Source organism: Thioalkalicoccus limnaeus (genome assembly GCF_041197575.1).
GTDB classification, from domain to species: Bacteria; Pseudomonadota; Gammaproteobacteria; order Chromatiales; family Chromatiaceae; genus Thioalkalicoccus; species Thioalkalicoccus limnaeus.
Window position 1 is genome coordinate 20,414 of sequence record NZ_JBDKXB010000004.1, and the last position, 18,798, is coordinate 39,211.

16 protein-coding genes and 1 riboswitch are annotated in these 18,798 nt (G+C 67.9%); of the genes, 5 read left to right on the forward strand and 11 right to left on the reverse strand.

All coding sequences use genetic code 11. The features are described from left to right. Positions 1-51: 51 nt before the first annotated feature. The gene (gene gcvH, locus ABC977_RS04345; RefSeq protein ID WP_369666019.1) at positions 52-444 is read right to left on the reverse strand and encodes a glycine cleavage system protein GcvH; all 393 of its coding nucleotides are present in this window, start codon (positions 442-444) and stop codon (positions 52-54) included. 34 nt (positions 445-478) lie between these two features. Then, positions 479-1,585 carry a glycine cleavage system aminomethyltransferase GcvT gene (gene gcvT, locus ABC977_RS04350; protein ID WP_369666020.1) on the reverse strand — a complete coding sequence of 369 codons (1,107 nt, stop codon included), beginning with the start codon at positions 1,583-1,585 and terminating at the stop codon, positions 479-481. Positions 1,586-1,792: 207 nt separating this feature from the next. After that, positions 1,793-1,882, reverse strand: a riboswitch (glycine riboswitch). A 259-nt stretch (positions 1,883-2,141) separates the two neighbouring features. Between gcvT and lpdA the strand changes: the two genes are divergently transcribed. From lpdA to rnhB, 5 genes are all read left to right on the forward strand, one after another. After that, positions 2,142-3,863, forward strand: coding sequence for a dihydrolipoyl dehydrogenase (lpdA, locus tag ABC977_RS04355; protein ID WP_369666021.1), 1,722 nt, complete (start codon positions 2,142-2,144; stop codon positions 3,861-3,863). Positions 3,864-3,966: 103 nt separating this feature from the next. Further along, positions 3,967-6,630, forward strand: a complete 2,664-nt coding sequence (gene leuS / locus ABC977_RS04360; protein ID WP_369666244.1) for a leucine--tRNA ligase — start codon at positions 3,967-3,969, stop codon at positions 6,628-6,630. Between the two features lie 7 nt (positions 6,631-6,637). Beyond that, entirely contained in the window at positions 6,638-7,171 is a 534-nt protein-coding gene (locus ABC977_RS04365; RefSeq protein WP_369666022.1) for an LPS-assembly lipoprotein LptE, read from the forward strand. A gap of 18 nt (positions 7,172-7,189) precedes the next feature. Further along, positions 7,190-8,224 carry a DNA polymerase III subunit delta gene (gene holA / locus ABC977_RS04370; protein ID WP_369666023.1) on the forward strand — a complete coding sequence of 345 codons (1,035 nt, stop codon included), beginning with the start codon at positions 7,190-7,192 and terminating at the stop codon, positions 8,222-8,224. After that, the gene (gene rnhB / locus ABC977_RS04375; RefSeq protein ID WP_369666024.1) at positions 8,221-8,829 is read left to right on the forward strand and encodes a ribonuclease HII; all 609 of its coding nucleotides are present in this window, start codon (positions 8,221-8,223) and stop codon (positions 8,827-8,829) included. Before holA ends, rnhB begins: the two co-directional genes overlap by 4 nt. Here the strand turns inward: rnhB and lpxB are convergent. The 9 genes from lpxB to ABC977_RS04420 all read right to left on the reverse strand — a co-directional run bounded on the left by lpxB (position 8,826) and on the right by ABC977_RS04420 (position 18,798). Beyond that, positions 8,826-9,983, reverse strand: coding sequence for a lipid-A-disaccharide synthase (gene lpxB, locus ABC977_RS04380; RefSeq protein WP_369666025.1), 1,158 nt, complete (start codon positions 9,981-9,983; stop codon positions 8,826-8,828). The genes rnhB and lpxB overlap by 4 nt on opposite strands. Further along, the gene (lpxA, locus tag ABC977_RS04385) at positions 9,983-10,753 is read right to left on the reverse strand and encodes an acyl-ACP--UDP-N-acetylglucosamine O-acyltransferase (protein WP_369666026.1); all 771 of its coding nucleotides are present in this window, start codon (positions 10,751-10,753) and stop codon (positions 9,983-9,985) included. The genes lpxB and lpxA overlap by 1 nt, the downstream gene beginning before the upstream one ends. Before the next feature lie 2 nt (positions 10,754-10,755). Beyond that, positions 10,756-11,190 (reverse strand): 3-hydroxyacyl-ACP dehydratase FabZ, encoded by a 435-nt coding sequence (gene fabZ, locus ABC977_RS04390; protein ID WP_369666245.1) that lies wholly within the window; start codon positions 11,188-11,190, stop codon positions 10,756-10,758. A gap of 64 nt (positions 11,191-11,254) precedes the next feature. Continuing rightward, the gene (lpxD, locus tag ABC977_RS04395) at positions 11,255-12,277 is read right to left on the reverse strand and encodes a UDP-3-O-(3-hydroxymyristoyl)glucosamine N-acyltransferase (protein ID WP_369666027.1); all 1,023 of its coding nucleotides are present in this window, start codon (positions 12,275-12,277) and stop codon (positions 11,255-11,257) included. Positions 12,278-12,330: 53 nt separating this feature from the next. Beyond that, complete coding sequence (locus ABC977_RS04400) at positions 12,331-12,846, reverse strand: OmpH/Skp family outer membrane protein (RefSeq protein WP_369666028.1); 516 nt, start codon at positions 12,844-12,846, stop codon at positions 12,331-12,333. Between the two features lie 18 nt (positions 12,847-12,864). Continuing rightward, on the reverse strand, positions 12,865-15,195 hold the full coding sequence (gene bamA / locus ABC977_RS04405; protein WP_369666029.1) for an outer membrane protein assembly factor BamA: 2,331 nt from the start codon (positions 15,193-15,195) through the stop codon (positions 12,865-12,867). A gap of 210 nt (positions 15,196-15,405) precedes the next feature. Further along, positions 15,406-16,770, reverse strand: coding sequence for an RIP metalloprotease RseP (gene rseP / locus ABC977_RS04410; RefSeq protein WP_369666030.1), 1,365 nt, complete (start codon positions 16,768-16,770; stop codon positions 15,406-15,408). 4 nt (positions 16,771-16,774) lie between these two features. After that, complete coding sequence (ispC, locus tag ABC977_RS04415) at positions 16,775-17,962, reverse strand: 1-deoxy-D-xylulose-5-phosphate reductoisomerase (protein WP_369666031.1); 1,188 nt, start codon at positions 17,960-17,962, stop codon at positions 16,775-16,777. Further along, positions 17,959-18,798, reverse strand: coding sequence for a phosphatidate cytidylyltransferase (locus ABC977_RS04420; RefSeq protein WP_369666032.1), 840 nt, complete (start codon positions 18,796-18,798; stop codon positions 17,959-17,961). Before ABC977_RS04420 ends, ispC begins: the two co-directional genes overlap by 4 nt.

The following is an 18,798-nucleotide window of genomic DNA, read 5'->3' on the forward strand; positions in this document are numbered from 1 at the left end:
GGCGAGTGTTGGCGGCCGCCGGGGTGGGCCGCCGGGTTTGTTCGAGACCTCTCAGGCCTCGTCGGCCAGCGTCTGCGTGTAGGCCGGCGCGTCGAGCAGGGCGTCGAGTGCCGCTCGGTCGGCGATGCGCAGCTTGAAGATCCAGCCCGCGCCGTAGGGATCCTGATTGACGGTCTCCGGGGCATCGCCGAGCACGGCGTTGGCGTCGATGACCTCGCCGGCGAGCGGGCTGTAGATGTCGGAGGCGGCCTTCACCGATTCGACGACCGCGCAGGTCTCGCCGGCCTCGACCCGCTTGCCGGCGCTCGGCAACTCGACATAGACCAGGTCGCCCAGGGCCTCTTGGGCATGATCGGTGATCCCGACGGTCAGGGTACCGTCGCCGTGATCGCGGACCCATTCGTGGCTCTTCGTATAACGAAGGTCGGCCGGCAGTTCGTTCATCGTTGGTTTCCTCGCGTGAATGATGATGGTTCGGTCAAGAATCGGAGAGATCGATCCGGCTTTGCCCGTGGCGCACGAATGGCGGTCGCACGCAGCGTACCGGTATCTGGCGGCCGCGGATCTCGACGGCCAGGCTTGCGTTTCGGCCGGCGTCGCCGGTGACGCGGGCGAGGGCGATCGAGCGCTCGAGCGTCGGCGAGAAACCGCCGGAGGTGACCTCGCCGATCGGTTCGCCGCGATTCAGCACGACCTGGTGCGGGCGCAACACACCCGGGCCGCACAGCAACAGACCGACCTGGCGTCGGCCTGTCGGTGCCGCGCGCTGCGCCTCGAGCGCGCTCCGGCCGATGAAGGCGCGGTTCGCGGGTTCCCAGGCCAGGGTCCAGGCGAGTCCGCTCTCGAGCGGTGTCGTCGTCTCGTCCATGTCCTGCCCATAGAGGTTCATGCCGGCCTCGAGGCGCAGCGTGTCGCGCGCGCCGAGCCCGCACGGCTGCGCGCCGGCGGCGAGCAGCGCGCGCCATAGCGCCACCGCGTCGTCACTCGGGATCATGATCTCGTAGCCGTCCTCGCCGGTATAGCCGGTGCGGGCAACGAACCAGCCCCCGTCCTCGGCCGAACGAAAGGGCGCGAGACCGGCGGCCGCCGCGCGCAGGTCCGCGGGCAGGATCGGACTGGCCAGCTCGCGCCCCGTCGGTCCCTGGATCGCCAGCATGGCCAGGTCGTCGCGCCGGTCGATCGCGACCGCGTGCCCAGCCGCCCGTGCGCGGATCCAGGCCTCGTCCTGATCGGCCGTCGCGGCGTTGACGACGAGCCGGTACCGGTTGGGGCCGCGGCGGTAGACGATCAGGTCATCGAGGACGCCGCCGGCGTCGTTGAGCAGACAGCCGTAGAGCGCCTGGCCAGGATCGCTCAGTCGCGCTATATCGTTGGCGAGGAGCCGGCGCAAGAAGGATTCGGCATCATCGCCGTCGAGATCGAGCGGGCGCATGTGCGACACATCGAAGACGCCGGCGGCGCGCCGCACCGCATGGTGCTCGACGAGTTGCGAGCCGTAGTGCAGCGGCATGTCCCAGCCGCCGAAAGGCACGATGCGCGCGCCAAGGCGCTGGTGTTCGGCGAACAGGGGGGTCTTGGATGCCATCGGAACTCTCCGCCTCGGCTCCCGGAGCCGTCAGCCTGTAGGGGTGCGGTCGCCAACGCACGAACAAAAGGGCGGCGGCGGGAGCGATCCCACCGCCGCCGCCCCTCTGTCCTAAACCTGAGAGTTTGCGACAGTTTGGATCTGTCGCTGCCCCATCGGTGGGCCGGTGTCCGATTCAAAGACACCAGGCCGCTCTCCAGAGTCGGTCTTGGTCCCACGGTCCTTTTGCCTGAGCGATTCCGGGCGGTGTTGCGCCTTCGGCGCCGGTCAAAGACCGGTCTCTCCCACGGGACTGGCTCCGAACCACGACTATAGCCTTACGTCGCGGCGTTGCCAACCTGGCGAACCGCTGTCGAGGGGGCGCCTGGGGCGGATGCGACAGCACGTCCCACGACCGGCACGGCTGGCCCGAGGCGGGGTCGGCGGCTGGCCGGAAGCCTTCAGCGATCACCGCAAGCGTGTAGAATAGCGAGCCATCCCAAGTCGCGCCCGACCCTTTCGGTCGTCCCGAGTGCGGCTTCCATGCTGATTCGAAATCGACGAGACACAAGCCTGCATGAACCAGACCATCGAGGTGAAGGTTCCCGCGATCGGGGACTTCAAGGACGTACCCGTGATCGAGCTGTTGGTCGCCCTCGGCGACCGGGTCGAGGTCGAGTCGTCGCTGATCACGATCGAGAGCGACAAGGCGACACTCGAGATCCCGAGCCCGGCCGCCGGTATCGTCAAATCGATCGCCGTCCAGATCGGTGATCGGGTCTCCGAGGACGACCCGATCCTGACCCTCGAGGTCGCGAACCAACCGGTCGCCGCCGCCGAAGAACCGGTCGAGCCGAAGGCCGGTGCATCGGGTGCGCCCGATGCCGAGACCTCCGAGGAGCTCGTGACCGAGGTCGTCGTGATCGGTGGCGGTCCCGGTGGCTACACCGCGGCCTTCCGGGCCGCGGACCTCGGCAAGCGGGTCATCGTGGTCGAGCGTTTCCCGACGCTCGGCGGCGTCTGCCTGAATGTCGGCTGCATCCCGTCGAAGGCGCTGCTGCATGTCGCCGCGGTCATCGAGGAGACCCGCGACATGTCGGCGATGGGCGTGACCTTCGCGCCGCCCGAGATCGACCTGGCCCAGATGCGCGCCGGCAAGGACAAGGTCGTCGCGCGCCTGACCAAAGGCCTCGCGGGGCTGGCCAAGCAGCGCAAGGTGCGGGTGGTCCAGGGCACCGGTCGCTTCGAGTCGCCGAAACGGCTGCTCGTCGAGACACCGACCGGGCGCGTGCGGATCGCCTTCGATCAGGCGGTCATCGCGTGCGGATCGCGTCCGATCGAGATCCCGGGCTTTCCGCACGGCGATCCGCGGGTCATGGACTCGACCGGTGCGCTGGCGCTCGCCGATATCCCGCGGCGGCTCCTGGTCGTCGGCGGCGGCATCATCGGCCTGGAGATGGCGTCGGTCTATCGGGCGCTCGGCGCCGAGATCGAGATCGTCGAGCTCAAGGGACAACTGATCCCCGGCTGCGATCCGGATCTGGTGCGTGCGCTGACCAAGGTCATCGGCAAGCGCTATCAGCGGATCATGCTGGGCACCAAGGTCGAGCAGATGAAGGCGACCAGTGCCGGGATCCAGGTGACCTTCGCCGGCGAGCATGCCGGCGAGGCGACCTACGACAAGGTCCTGGTCGCGGTCGGCCGGCGGCCGAACGGTGATCGGATCGCGGCCGACGCGGCCGGGGTCCGGATCGACGAGCACGGCTTCATCGCGACCGACGCCCACATGCGCACCAACGTGCCGCATATCTTCGCGATCGGCGACGTCGTCGGTGGCCCGATGCTGGCCCACAAGGCGACCCACGAAGGCAAGGTCGCGGCCGAGGTCATCGCCGGGCTGCCGGCCCTCTTCGACCCGCTGGCGATCCCGTCGGTCGCCTACACGGATCCCGAGGTCGCGTGGATGGGCCTGACCGAGACCGAGGCCAAGGCGCGCGGCATCGCGTACGAGAAGGGCGTCTACCCGTGGGCGGCCAGCGGCCGCGCGCTCGGTCTTCACCGCGACGAGGGCCTGACCAAGCTCCTGTTCGACCCCGAGACCAAGCGGCTGCTCGGCGCCGGCATCGTCGGCCCGAACGCCGGCGAGCTGATCGGCGAGACGGTGCTGGCGCTCGAACTGGGCGCCGACTACGAGGACATCGGCCTGACCGTGCATCCGCATCCGACGCTGAACGAGTCGATCGCGCTGGCCGCCGAGATGGCCCATGGCTCGATCACGGACCTGATGCCGCCACGCTGACCCCGTGCGCCAGCCCGGGGCGATCCGCCCGGGTCAGCCGCCCCAGCCGGTACCACCGATTGCGAAGCCCATGATGAACCCGAACCCTGGCCATCCCGACGCGATGCACGACGAATACGATCCCCAGGCGATCGAGACCGCGGCCCAGCGCTACTGGGACGAGCACGAGAGCTTCAAGGCGGTCGAGGATTCGACTCGCGAAAAATTCTATTGCCTGTCGATGTTTCCGTACCCGTCCGGGCGCCTGCACATGGGTCATGTGCGCAATTACACGATCGGTGATGTCATCGCCCGTTACCAGCGGATGCGCGGCAAGAACGTGTTGCAGCCGATGGGCTGGGATGCGTTCGGTCTGCCGGCCGAGAACGCCGCGATCCAGCACGGGATCCCGCCGTCGCAATGGACGCGCAGCAACATCGCGTACATGAAGGCCCAGTTGCAGCGGCTCGGCTTCGGCTACGACTGGGATCGGGAGCTCGCCACCTGTGACCCGGATTATTACCGCTGGGAGCAATGGCTCTTCACACGGCTGATCGACAAGGGCCTTGCATACCGCGCCAAGGCCGTCGTCAACTGGGACCCGGTCGACCAGACGGTGCTCGCCAACGAGCAGGTCATCGACGGCAAGGGCTGGCGCTCCGGGGCGCCGGTCGAGCGACGCGAGATCGAGCAGTGGTCGGTGCGGATCACCGACTACGCGCAGGAGCTGTTGGACGCGATCGAGACGCTGGAGGGCTGGCCCGAGCAGGTGCGCACGATGCAGCGCAACTGGATCGGGCGTTCCGAGGGCGTCTACATGGAGTTCGGTCTCGCCGGGTCGGACGCGGTGCTCGGCATCTACACGACGCGCCCGGATACACTGATGGGCGTGACCTACATGGCCGTCGCCGCCGATCACCCGCTGGCCCAGGAGGCGGCCCGAACCGACCCGACGCTGGCCGCCTTCCTCGACGAGTGCCGGCTCGGCGGGGCCTCGGAGGCGGCGCTCGAGACCATGGAAAAGAAGGGCCATCCGCTCGGACGCGACGCGCTCCACCCGATCACCGGTAAGCGGGTGCCGATCTATGCCGCGAACTTCGTGCTGATGGGCTACGGCACCGGCGCCGTGATGTCGGTGCCGGCCCACGACGAGCGCGATTTTCACTTTGCCTGCAAGTACGGCCTGCCGATCCGGCCGGTGGTCGTGCCGGCGTCCTGGCAGGGACGGGAGATCTACATCAAGACGATGACCGGCACGTCGGTGGGACATGCTCGGCTTACAGGAGAGTATCCCGTTGCCGGAGTCACGGGAGAACCCGGGTGCGATCCGTTGCAGTGGGAGACCTGGGACGAGCGGTTCGAGCAGCCCGGGATCCTCGTCGATTCCGGGCCCTTCACCGGCCTGACCAGCGCGGCGGCCTTCGACGCGATCGCGGCCTGGCTCGAGGAGCGCGGCCGCGGCCACAAGCGCGTGAACTTCCGACTGCGCGATTGGGGGGTGTCCCGTCAGCGCTACTGGGGCTGTCCGATCCCGGTCGTGCGCACCGCCGACGGGGGCTTGCGCGGCGAGACCGACCTGCCGGTCCGGCTCCCCGAGGATGTCGTCGTCGATGGCTCGGGCTCGCCGCTGAAGCGGATGCCGGCCTTCTCCGAACTGGCCAATGGCGAGACCCGCGAGACCGATACCTTCGATACCTTCTTCGAGTCGAGCTGGTACTACGCGCGCTATTGCTGCCCCGACAACGACAGGGCGATGCTCGATGAGCGGGCCAACTATTGGCTCCCGGTCGATCAGTACGTCGGCGGCATCGAGCATGCGGTGCTGCACCTGCTGTATGCGCGCTTCTTCCACAAGCTGATGCGCGACGAGGGCCTGGTCAGCTGCGACGAGCCCTTCACGCGTCTGCTGACCCAGGGCATGGTCGTCGCCGAGACCTGGTATCGCGAGGACGCCGGCGGCCGCAAGACCTGGTACAACCCGGCCGATGTCGAGGTGACCCGCGATGACAAGGGCAAGCTGATCGCCGCCGTGCTCAGGGCCGATGGGCAACCCGTGACCTTCGGCGGCGTCGAGAAGATGTCGAAGTCGAAGAACAACGGCGTCGACCCGCAGGTCCTTATCGACCGCTACGGGGCGGACACGGTGCGGCTCTACACGATGTTCACGTCGCCACCGGATCAGTCGCTCGAGTGGAGCGACGAGGGCGTCGAGGGCGCCGCGCGTTTCCTGCGCCGTTTGTGGGCGTTGGCGATCACCGAGCGTGGCGAGCGGCCGGCTGCCGCGGTCGCGCCGGGCGATGCCGAACGGGCCGCCCGGCGCGAGATCCATGCGACCTTGCGCAAGGCCCTTTACGACTACGAACGCCATCAGTTCAACACCGTCGTCTCGGGCTGTATGACGATCGTCAACACCCTCTACCGGCTCGAGGACTCACCGGCCGGTCGGTCCGTGCGCCGCGAGGGCCTCGGCCTGATCCTGCGCCTGCTCGGGCCGATCGCGCCGCATGTCGCGCACCACCTGTGGCGGGAGCTTGGTTTCGGCGACGACATCCTCGCTGCGCCCTGGCCGATGGTCGACGAGGAGGCGTTGGTTCAGGACAGCATCGAGTACGTGGTCCAGGTCAACGGCAAGGTTCGGGCCAAGGTCGAGGTGCCGGCCGATGCCGAGCGTGGGGCGATCGAACGGGCGGCGCTCGCGAACGACAATGTCCAGCGTTTCGTCGCCGATGGGACCGTGCGCAAGATCGTGCTGGTCCCGAACAAGCTTGTCAACATCGTCGTCGGTTGAACGGCCAGTGCCGGCGCCCCGACCCGACCAAGACGCCAAGCCCTGCCGTCTTCCGCGCTGGCGCCTGATGTTGGTGATCGCGACTGCGCTCGTCGTCGGCGCCTGCGGCTTTCAACTGCGCGGGACGGACATGCTGCCGCCGGAGCTGAACCCGCTGCTGATCGAGGGCGGTGGCGCGACGGCGCTCGGCCGGGCCTTGATCGCCCGGATCCCGGGCAGTCAGATTCGCTTGACCGAGGACCCGGCCGAGGCCCAGGTACGGATCCGAGTCCTCGATGAAGGCCGCGGTTCGCGCGTCGTCGCCGTCGATCGCCAGGGCAAGGTGCTGGCGTACGAACTGCGCTTTCGCGCGACCTTCGAGGCCCTGGGCGCTGACGGCCAGGTCCTGGTGCCGCCACAGTCGATCGACCTGGTTCGCACCTTCGACGATCCGGACATCGAGGTGCTCGGCAAACAGGAGGAGGCCGAGATGATCTTCGCCGACCTGCACGATGACGCCGCGGACCGCGTCTTGCTGCGGTTGCGGGCTGCGTTGCGCTGACGCGGCTCGCGGGGTCCGATGCGTCTGCGCTTCCCACAGCTGGCGGCCCATCTCGGGCGTGGTCTGGCGCCGGTCTATCTGCTGGCCGGCGACGAACCGCTGCAGCTGCGGGACGGTGCGCAGGCGATTCGTGACGCGGCGAAGGCGGCCGGCGTCAGCGAGCGCTTGGTCCTGGACCAGGACGCCGGATTCGATTGGGGCCGCTTGGCTGCGGTGGCCGAGAACCTGTCGTTGTTCGCGACCCGCCGACTGATCGAGCTGCGGATCGGAACACCGCGACTCGGCCGCGACGGCGCGGCGGCGCTGGTCGATTTCTGCGTGCGTCCGCCGACCGATGACCGGCTCTTGATCCTGGCCCCGCATCTCGAGCGCAAGGAGCAGAAGGCGGCTTGGGTCCAGGCGATCGATCGGGCGGGCGTGGTCCTGATCCTGTGGCCTTTGACTGGCCCGGCGCTCGTCGATTGGCTGGGGCGGCGCCTGCGCGAAGCCGGCTTCCAACCGGCCGCTGGTGTCGCCGAACTGCTGGCCGATCGGGCCGAGGGCAACATGCTGGCCGCTGATCAGGAGATCGCCAAGCTCGCGTTGCTGCACGAGCCGGGCCCACTCGCGGTCGCCGACCTGCTCGCTGCGATCGGCGATAGCGCGCGTTTCGATCCCTTTGCGTTGACCGCGGCGGCCGTCGCCGGCGAGCGCGAGCGGGTCCATCGGATCCTCGCGGTGCTGGCCGCCGACGGCACGGCCGAGGCGCTGATCCTGTGGGCGCTGGCACGCGAGATCCGACTATTGGCCGCGTTGGCCTTTGCGCACGAACAGCGGCGGGAGCTCGCGCCCATCTTCGCCGCGCAACGTGTCTGGGAGGCGCGCCAGGCCGAGCTGCGCCGCGCGTTGGCGCGCCTGCCGCGGGCGCATTTGCACCATCTGTTGACCCGTTGTGCGGACGCCGACGCCTGCATCAAAGGGGTGCGCGTCGGCGACCCCTGGCCGCTGCTCGCCGAGATCGCCGACGAGCTGGCGCGCGGTTTGCCCCGGCGGACCGCCGCGGTCGGACTGTGAGTGGGCCGCCTTTGGTGGCCGGGGTCGACGAGGCCGGGCGCGGGCCGTTGGCCGGGCCGGTCGTCGCGGCCGCGGTGATCCTGGACCCGGCGCGGCTGCCGCAAGGGTTGGCCGACTCCAAGCGGCTGACGGCCGCGCGCCGGGGTGCGCTCGAGCGCGTGATCCAGTCACAAGCACTGGCTTGGGGCCTGGGTCTGGCGACCGTGGCCGAGATCGACGAACACAACATCCTGAACGCGTCGCTGCTGGCGATGCAGCGGGCCGTGGCCGGTCTGTCTACGCGGCCCACCCTGGTCTTGATCGACGGCAATCGCTGTCCCGTGTTGAGCTACCCGGCCGAGGCGGTCGTCGGTGGCGACGCGCTGGTCCCGGCGATCAGTGCCGCCTCGATCCTGGCCAAGGTCGTGCGCGACCGGATCATGGAGCGCCTCGATCGGCAGCACCCCGGATACGGTTTCGCGATCCACAAGGGCTATCCGACCCGTGCCCATCGCGAGGCGTTGGCCCGGCTCGGCCCCTGCGCGATCCATCGCCGCACCTTCGGTCCGGTCCGCGAGGGCCTCGCTCGCGCGGCGTCTTCCGCTGCGACGGCCGTCCCGGGCTAGGCGTCGACCGCGCGTTCGGCGAGCAGTGCGAGCACCGCGTCGGCGGCGGTGGCCGCCGCGTCGCGCCGCAGTTCGTCATGGATCGCGGCGTAGCGCTGCTGGATTGCCGCGACCCGTCGCGGGTCGTCCAGCAGCGACAGCAGCGCCGGGCCGAGCGTCTCCGGACGACACTGGTCCTGGAGGAACTCGGGTGCTAGGGCCTCGCCGGCGAGCAGGTTGGCCATCGCGATGTGCGGCACCTTGATCAAGTGCAGTCGTTTCAGCAGCTGGTAGGTGAGTGGATGGATGCGGTAGGCAACGACCATCGGTCGCTTCAGCAGCAGGGCCTCGAGGGTCGCGGTGCCGGACGCGGTCAAGACCAGATCGCTGGCGGCCATGGCCTCGCGGCCGTGCCCGTCGATCAGCTCGATCGGCAGGTCCGGCGCCACGCGGCCCAATGTGGCCGCGAAGGCGTCGCGCACCCTGGCATTGACCAAGGGTACGACGAAGCGCAGCGTCGGGCGACGGGCCAGGCACCAGCGCGCGGTTGCGATGAAAGGTTCCGCGAGGCGCGCGACCTCGCCGCGGCGGCTGCCCGGCAGGATCGCGATCCAGGGGCCGGCGCCGCCCAAGCCGAGGGCGGTTCGGCAGGCCTCGCGGTCGCTGTGCGCGGGGATCTGGTCGGCCAGCGGATGGCCGACGTAACGCGCCGGGACCCGGTGCCGCTGCAGAAAGGTCTGCTCGAACGGAAACAGGCTCAAGACCAGGTCGGCGGCGCGGCGGATGGTCTCGACCCGCCGCGGGCGCCAGGCCCAGACCGTCGGGCAGACCATGTGCACGGTTGGCAGGCCGGCGTCGCGCAGGCGCCGCTCCAGTCCCAGGTTGAAGTCCGGGGCATCGATGCCGATGAAGAGGGCGGGCCGCTCGGTCAGGAAGTGCCGTACCAGTTCGCGCCGGATTCGCAGCAGCGCCGGCAGATGGCCGAGCACCTCGGTCAGGCCCATGACCGACAGGCGTTCGATATCGACGAGGGTCGCGCAACCGGCCTGCTGCATTCGCGGTCCGGCGACGCCGATGAAGGTCAGGTCGGGACGCCGGTCGCGCAGCGCGCGGATCAGGGCGGCGCCGAGTTGATCGCCGGATGGTTCGTTGGCGACGATCCCGATCGTCGTCATCAGCGGACGATGCTGCGTTCGCTGGCCGCGACGAAGGCCGCGAGCGGGGCCACGGCCGGGGCCTGCTGCGCCAGTGTATCGAGCGCCTCGAGCGCGCGATCGAGGCGCAGGCCCGAGAGATAGAGCAGCCGGTAGGCACGGCGGATCGCCTGGATCGCCGCGTCGTCGAAGTCGCGTCGCCGCAAGCCCTCGGCATTGATCCCACGGGGCTCGGCCGGGTGGCCACCGACGGTGATATAGGTCGGCACGTCCTTGGTGACGACCGAGCCCATCGCGCAGAAGCTGTGGGCGCCGAGCCGGCAGAATTGGTGCACGATCGTGAAACCGCCGAGGATCGCCCAGTCGGCGACCTGGACATGGCCGCCGAGTGATGCCGCATTGGCCAGGATCACATGATCGCCGACGCGGCAATCGTGGGCGACGTGAGTGTAGGCCATGAACAGGTTATCGTTGCCGATGCACGTGATCCCTTGATCCTGGATCGTGCCGCGATGCAGCGTCGCGAACTCGCGCACGACATTGCGATCGCCGAGCTCGAGCCGGGTCGGCTCGCCGCCGTACTTCTTGTCCTGCGGGGCCTCGCCGACCGACGCGAACTGAAAGATCCGATTGTCCCGTCCGATCCGCGTCGGCCCCATGATGACGGCATGAGGGCCGATCCGGGTACCGGCACCGATCTGGACCTGGTCGCCGATCACCGCAAAAGGGCCGACCTCGACGCCGTCGTCGAGGTCGGCTCCCGCATCGATGACGGCCGAGCGGTGAATCACGCTCAGAATTCCTTCGCCGTGCACATGATCTCGGCGCTCGCGACCAGCTTGCCGTCGACCTTGGCCACGCCGTCGAACTTCCAGATCCCGCGCTTGACATTGAGTACGCGAACATCGAGCGACAACTGGTCGCCGGGTTCGACCGGACGCTTGAAGCGGGCCTTGTCGATACCGACGAAATAGTACAGCGCCTTCGCCCCCACGTCCTGCGGCCGCGATTCCATCGCGAGCAGGCCGGTGGCCTGGGCGAGGGCCTCGATGATCAGCACGCCGGGCATGACCGGGCGGATCGGGAAATGACCCGCGAAAAAGGGTTCGTTGAAGGTCACGTTCTTGATGCCGATCAAGTATTCGTCATGCTTGAAATCGATGACCCTGTCGATCAGCAAGAAAGGATAGCGGTGCGGCAAGAGGCTCAGCACCTTGTGAATGTCCATCGTGCTCAAAGACTACCTCCAGGCGCACAGAGCGGGGGGCCGGGCTGGCGCTCGCGGCCGGTCTTCATTCTTCGGATTGTCGTTGATCTTCCAACCGCTTCAGCCGTCGGGCGAGCTCGTCGAGCTGGCGAAAACGGGCAACAGCCCGTCGCCAGTCCGCGCTCGACATCGCCGGGATGCCGCCGCTGTAGCTGCCTGGTTCCGGAAATGACCGCGTGACCATGGCCATGCCGGTAAATTGCACCGCATCACCGATCTCGAGGTGTCCAGCCATGCCGACCGCACCGCCGATCAGGCAGTCGCGACCAATGCGCGTCGAGCCCGAGATGCCCGAGCAGGCCGCCATCGCGGTGTTCTGGCCGATCTCGACGTTATGGGCGATCTGGACCAGGTTGTCGATCTTGACGCCATCGCCGATCAGGGTGTCGCCGAGGGTCCCGCGATCGACCGTGGTGTTGGCCCCGATCTCGACATCATCGCCGATCCGGACGTGGCCGATCTGCGGGATGCGCACCCACTGGTCGCCGTCCTTCGCGAATCCGAACCCATCGCGGCCGATCACGCAGCCGGGGTGGAGCAGCGCGCGTTGCCCGACCGAGGTGCCCGCGCACAAGGTCACACGGGCAACCAGGCGACTGTCGGCGCCGACCCGGCTACCGGCCCCGAGGATGCAACCGGGGCCGATGAAGACACCGCGCTCGACGACGACATCGGCTTCGACGACGGCCAGTGGCCCGACCCAGGCCGATGGATCGATCGCTGCGGAGTCGGCGACGATGGCGCTCGGGTGGCAGCCGCCGGTGACGGGGGGGTCCGGATGCAGCAGCCGAGCCGCCTGGGCGAAGATCAGGTACGGGTTGGTCGTGACCAGCGCCGCCACCGGGCAGGCCGGCGCATCGGCCGGGCCCAGGATGACGCCGCCGGCGCGCGTGTCGGCGAGGGACGCGGCGTAGCGCCGGTCGCCGAGGAAGGTCAGGCAGTCCGCTTCGGCCTGACGCAGATCGGCGACGCGGGCCAGGCGGACAGACCCGTCGCCGCGCAGCTCGACCTTCAGGCGCGTGGCCAGTTCTTGCAGCGTGATTGCCAAGACGTCACCGCAGGGTTATCCGGTCCGTGAAAGAGAGGGCGATACGGGTCTGTTCAGCGCGACCGAAACCGTTCCCTGAGCCGCTCGATCACCTGATCGGATAGATCGATCCGATCGCTGAAATACACGACGCCCTCGCTCAGGATCAGATCGATCTGCTCTTCGTTGGCCAGCTCGACGACCGCCTCCTGGACCTGTTTCACCAGCTTGGTCCGAAGCTCGTTCTGGCGCAGCGAGAAGTCCTCCTGAAACTCGACCTGAGCGTACTTCAGGCGCCGTTGCCGGCTGCGGATGTCATTCTGCAGCCGCTGGAGCTCGTCCTCGCTCATCAGGGGTCCGTCGCGCTCGAGGCGTTGTTGCAGCTTGGTGATCTCGTCCTGTTGGGCGCGCAGCGCGCGCTCGCGTTCGGCGACCTCTTGCTGCAATGCGGCGCCGGCGGCCTCGTACTGTGGCGACTGCTCGACGACGCGATTCGCGTCGATGACGCCGATCCGCATCTCGGCCGCGACGATCGGCGCCGATGTGGCAATCGACACGAGGAGCAGTGGCAACAGCGAGGACCTGATCATGTGCATACCATCCGGAGGCTAGAAGGCCTGGCCGAACGAGAACTGAAAGACCTGCGTCTCGTCACCAGATTTGTCGTTGAGCGGGTAGGCGAGGCTCGCCGACAAGGCGCCGACCGGGGACATCCATGACAGGGAGACGCCGGTCGAGTAGCGCAGGTCGCCGATGTCGAAACCGGTTGGCGCGATCAGGTCGGAGGCCTCGGTCGCCCAGACATTGCCAAAATCGAAGAAGGCGCCAACGCGCAGGGTGCGCTCGAAGGGACCGCCGATCGGCGGGGGCGCGAACAGCTCGAGGCCGCCGGTCAGCCGCAGGTTGCCGCCGACCGGATCCAGGTCGTTCGAGGTCTCGCGCGGGCCCAGTGTCGACTCCTTCCAACCACGGACGGTGCGCGGCCCCCCGGCGTAGAAATTCTCGAAGAACGGGAGCTCGTCGGTGTCCCCGTAACCGGCACCGTAGCCGACGTCGCCGCGCCAGGCCAACACGAAGCGCCTAGTCAAGGGCACGAAGCGGCGGTCACGATAATTGATCCGATAGTACTGCAAATCGCTGCCGGGCAGTGCGAGCTCGCCAGACAGCGATTGCAGTGTGCCGCGTGTCGGGAAGATCGCTTGATCGCGCGAGTCGCGCGTGTAACTCATGGTCAGGATGAAGTCGTGGAACTCATCGCCGTTTTGCGCTACGAAGTCTTGCGCCAGGGCCGAAGCGGGACCGGCCTTGAACTTGGTGTATTGGTAACGTAGCGCGAGCCCGGCGCGGCTGGTATCGGTGATGGGCAGGCCGAAATTGACGCCGGCCGTCCCGACGTCGGTCGCGTAGTCGGCGCCGATCAGCTCATCGAAATCGATCGCCCGGTACGACAACTCGAAGCCGCGGCTGATGCCGTCCACGGTGTAGTAGGGGTTCGTATAGGCGAGTTGATAGAGCTGGTTCGAAGAGCTGGTGTTGAACGCGAAGGACACCCGTTTGCCGGTCCCGAGGAAATTGTTCTGCGTCACGCTCGCGTTGAACAGCACCCCTTGCGACTGCGAATAACCGATGCCGGCCATCAGGTTCCCGGATGGCTTCTCGACGACCGCGACGTTGACGTCGATCTGATCGGCGGAGCCCGGCACCGCGGGGGTTTCGATCGAGACATCGTCGAAGTAGCCGAGCCGCTGCAGTCGCTCGCGGGATTGGCGAACCAGGTCGGCCGAGAACCAGGCGGTCTCGAGTTGGCGCATCTCGCGGCGCAGCACCTCGTCGCGGGTCTTGGTGTTCCCCTGCATGTTGATGCGGCGCACGTAAACACGTCGCCCGGGGTCGACGAAGAAGGTCACCGACACGGTCTGTTCCGCCGAATCGATCTCCGGGATCGTGTTGACGTTCGCGAAGGCGTACCCTTCGTCGGCCAGCAGGCGCGAGATCCGATCCGCGCTCTCGGCCGTGTGGGCGCGCGAAAAGACCTCGCCACGCCGCAGTTGGATCAATGGGAAGATCTGCTCGGATGGCAGGGTCAGGTCGCCGGCGAGGCGGATATCGCCGATCCGAAACTGGGCGCCCTCGTCGAGGACGACGGTGATGTAGATCTCGCTCTTGTCCGGGCTGATCGACACCTGGGTCGACTTGACCTCGAACTCGACATACCCGCGATCCAGGTAGAAGGACCGCAGCGCTTCGAGGTCGCCGGCCAGTTTCTCCTTCGAGTACTGATCGTTCTTCGTGTAAAACGAGTGCCAGCGGCTTGCACCGAGCGAGAATTGCCCCAGAAGTTCGCGCTCGGTGAAGGCCTCCGCGCCGATCAGGTTGATCTGCCGGATTCGTGCCGTGACCCCCTCGACGATCTCGATCCGGATCGCGACCCGATTGCGCTCCAGCGGCGAGACCGTCGATTCGATCCGCACGCCGTATTTGCCGCGGGCGAAATACTGGCGCTTGAGTTCCATCTCGATTCGGTCGAGCATCGGACGGTTGAACACCCGCCCCTCGGCGAGCCCGATGTCACTCAAGCCTTTCTTCAGATCATCGGTCTTGATGTCGCGGTTGCCGACGATGTCGATCTGGGCGATCGCCGGGCGCTCGTTGACCCAGATGACCAGGACATTGCCATCACGCTCGACGCGTATATCATCGAAGAAGCCGGTGCCATAGAGGGCGCGGATGATCGCGGCGGTCGCGCTGTCGGTGACGCGATCGCCGACCGAGACCGGAAGATAGTTGAACAGGGTGCCCGGCGCGATCCGCTGCAGTCCTTCGACGCGGATATCGGCGATCGTGAACTCGCTCGCCGACAGGGGGTGGGAAGCCAGCCACACGATGGCCAGCAAGGCGACCCGCCGAAAAAACAAGCTGCCCTTGACGGAGCCTATCATCCGCAAATCCTTAAAACCCGTGACGAAGAAAATGTGACCGAAAAGGCAATCTTGGCGACACGATTGCTCTCCGGCGGTCCCATGGTGACGACCCGGTGGTCCGCGCAGGCCGCATAGCCCGAGAATCCGAGCGGCCGCCTCGGCACGAGGGTCAGCCCGCGGCCGGCGATGCCCTCATCGTGGTCGCCAAGTATAAGGGAAAGGGGCGGGCTAGCCCAGCAGCCGCGACAGGTCGAGGTAGAAGGCGAGGGTGATCAGCATCGCGAGCAACAGGATGCCGATCTGCTGGCCGCGCAGTTGGGCGGCCTCGGACAGTGGGCTGCCCTTGATCCATTCGATCAGATAGTAGAGCAGGTGGCCGCCGTCGAGGACCGGGATCGGCAGCAGGTTCAGCACAGCCAGGCTGATGCTGACGACCGCCAGGAATTTGACGAACGACAACAAGCCGTGGCTCGCGGTCTTGCCGGCCGTCTCGGCGATCGTGATCGGACCGCTCAGGTTGTCGAGCGATGCTTGACCGGTCAACATGCGGCCGATGATCCGCAACATCAGCACCGTCATATCGGCGGTCTTCTCGACAGCCGCGCCGAGTGCCTCGACCGGGCCGAGCCGGACGACGACGCGGTACCGGTCGAAGTCGATGTCGAAATCGGCGACGACGACGCCGATTCGCCCGATCTCCTCGTTGCCTTCGCGTGCCGTCTCTGGGGTCACGGTCAGCGTGAGCTGCGCGCCATCGCGCTCGATCAGGGTCGGGATCGCGACTTCGGGACGCTCGCGAACCTGCGCGACCCAGTCGCCCCAGGACTCGATCGGCTCGCCGTCCGCGGCCAGGATTCGGTCCCCAGGCCGGAATCCGGCCCGATCCCCGGCGCCATCGGCGACGACCTCGCCGATGACCGGCGGCCAGGTCGGCCGGTCAGGGGTCAGTCCGAGGTTGACGAGGATCGCCGGGCTCTCGGCCAGCTCGGCCATCTCGACGCCGTCCAGCCAGCGCACCGTTTCGTTGCCGACGGCGTCGCGGACGCGGACCGGCAGATCCCGGCGATCCAAGGCCTCGGCCATCAACGCGAAGACCGCTGCCTCCCAGGTCGGTGTCGGCCGGTCGCCGACCTGCATCAGCTCGTCGCCGGGCGCGAAGCCGGCGACCTCGGCGACCGAGTCCGGGGCGACACTCGCGACCAGCGGCCTGGAGCCGATATCGCCGCCCACCATGATGCCCCAGTAGATCGCGATCGCGAGCAGGAAGTTGAACAAGGGCCCAGCGGCGACGATGGCCGTTCGCTTCCACAGCTCCTGGCGGTTGAAGGCGCGGTGGCGCTCGCTGTCGGGAACCTCCTCCTCGCGCTCGTCGAGCATCTTGACGTAACCGCCGAGTGGCAGCATCGCGATGACGAACTCGGTGCCATCGCGTCGCCCCACCCAGCGCACCAGCGGCCGGCCGAAACCGATCGAGAAGCGCAGGACGCGCACGCCGAGCCGGCGCGCGACCCAGAAATGACCGAACTCGTGGACCGCGATCAGGATCGCGAGTGCGACGAGGAACGACAGGATCGTGTAGAGGAGGTCGGGCATGACCTTATGCGACCGGAGAGGCGACGCTTTGTTCCGCGATCGCTCGGGCCTCGCGATCGACGGCGAGCAGGTCTGCGACGCCCTGATCCCGAATCGCCGTGGGCGGGAGCCGATCAAGCGTTCGCTCGACGGTGCGCGCGATGTCGGTGAAGCCGATGCGCCGGTCGAGGAAGGCGGCGACCGCGACCTCGTTGGCCGCGTTCAGCACCGCCGGTGCCGTGCCGCCGGCGGCCGCGGCCTCGTAGGCCAGCCGCAGACACGGGAAGCGGGTCAAGTCCGGCGGCTGGAAATCGAGCCGCCCAACGGCGAAGAGGTCGAGCGGCGCGACACCGGAGACCATGCGCTCGGGCCACGCCAGGGCATGGGCGATTGGTGTGCGCATATCGGGATTGCCGAGCTGCGCGAGCACCGAGCCGTCGATGTACTGGACCAGCGAATGGATGACGCTCTGCGGATGCACGACGACCTGGATGCGCGCCGGCGAGGTATCGAAGAGCCAACAGGCCTCGATCAGCTCGAGTCCCTTGTTCATCATGGTCGCCGAGTCGACCGAGATCTTGCGGCCCATCGACCAGTTCGGGTGAGCGCACGCCTGCTCGGGCGTGACGTCGACCAGCTCGGCGGGGGTGGCGTCGCGGAACGGCCCACCCGAGGCGGTGAGCAAAATCCGCTCGACGCCGACCGCCGCGAGGCCATCCCGATAGCGCGGGGGCAGACACTGAAAGATCGCGTTGTGTTCGCTGTCGATCGGCAGCAGCACCGCGCCATGGTCAGCGACCGCGCGCATCAGCAGGGCCCCGGCAACGACCAGCGCTTCTTTGTTCGCGAGCAGGATCCGCTTGCCGGCCGTCGCGGCCGCGAGCGTCGGCAACAGACCGGCCGCGCCGACCACCGCGGCCATCACGACATCGACGTCCGGCAGCGCCGCGACCTGTTCGAGGGCCGCGGGCCCGGCCAGCACCTCGGGTGGATTCGGCAGGTCGGCCAGGTCGTGACGCAGGCGCACGGCCGCGTCCGGGTCGACCATCACCGCATAGGTCGGACGGAAGCGCCGACACTGTTCGGCGAGGCCCGCCACATCGCGGTTTGCGGTCAACGCCACGACGCGATAGCGGTCCGCGTGACGGGCCACGACATCGAGCGTGCTGGCGCCGATCGAACCGGTGGCGCCGAGGATGGTGATACCGGTCATCGGCCTATTCCTGTCAGGATTACACCAAGCGTGAAGATGGGGGCGGCGGATGTCAGGCTGTCGATCCGGTCGAGCACGCCGCCGTGGCCAGGTAGCAACCGGCCCGAGTCCTTGAGCCCGCGGCGGCGTTTCAGCAGGCTCTCATAGAGATCCCCGACGATCGAGATGGCGACGGTCAGTCCACAGATCAAAATCGCGAGCAGGGTTTCGTGCCAATCGAGTTCGAGTGCCAAGCCCAGCGCGGCACCGCACAGGGCTGCGCCGATCAGTGCGCCGTGTACGCCGGCCCAGGTCTTTCCGGGGCTCAGGGCCGGTGCGAGCTTCGCTTTGCCCCAGCGGCGGCCGCTGAAGTATGCGGCCGAATCGGCGACCCAGATCAGTACCAGCAGGAACAACAGGAGGAGCGGGCCCGCCGGCAGCGCGCCGTGCAGATGCACCATCGCGACCCACGGACCGACGAGCACGATCAGTCCGGTGAGCAGCAGTCGGGCCGAAAGGCCGGCGGTCGGCGTCACGGTCTGGATCCGCGGCAAGGTCAGCGCGAGCCACCACCACCAGAGTGCCGCGCCGGCGAGCAGCCACAGCGACCAAGGGCCGGGCGGAACGAACCACAAGCCAAGCAATGCGGCACCGATCGTGACCAGATAGCCGACGCGGGCCGGGATGCGGGCGAGACCCGCGAGACCGGTCCATTCCCAGGCCCCGAGCAGTACGAAGGCGGCGAAGTAGAGCCCGAAAATCGACGTTGGCGACCAGAGGACGACGGTCACCGTCAACGGGATCAGCAGAGCAGCGGTCGTGGCTCGGCGACGCAGCGCGTTACTGACCGTCAGCAA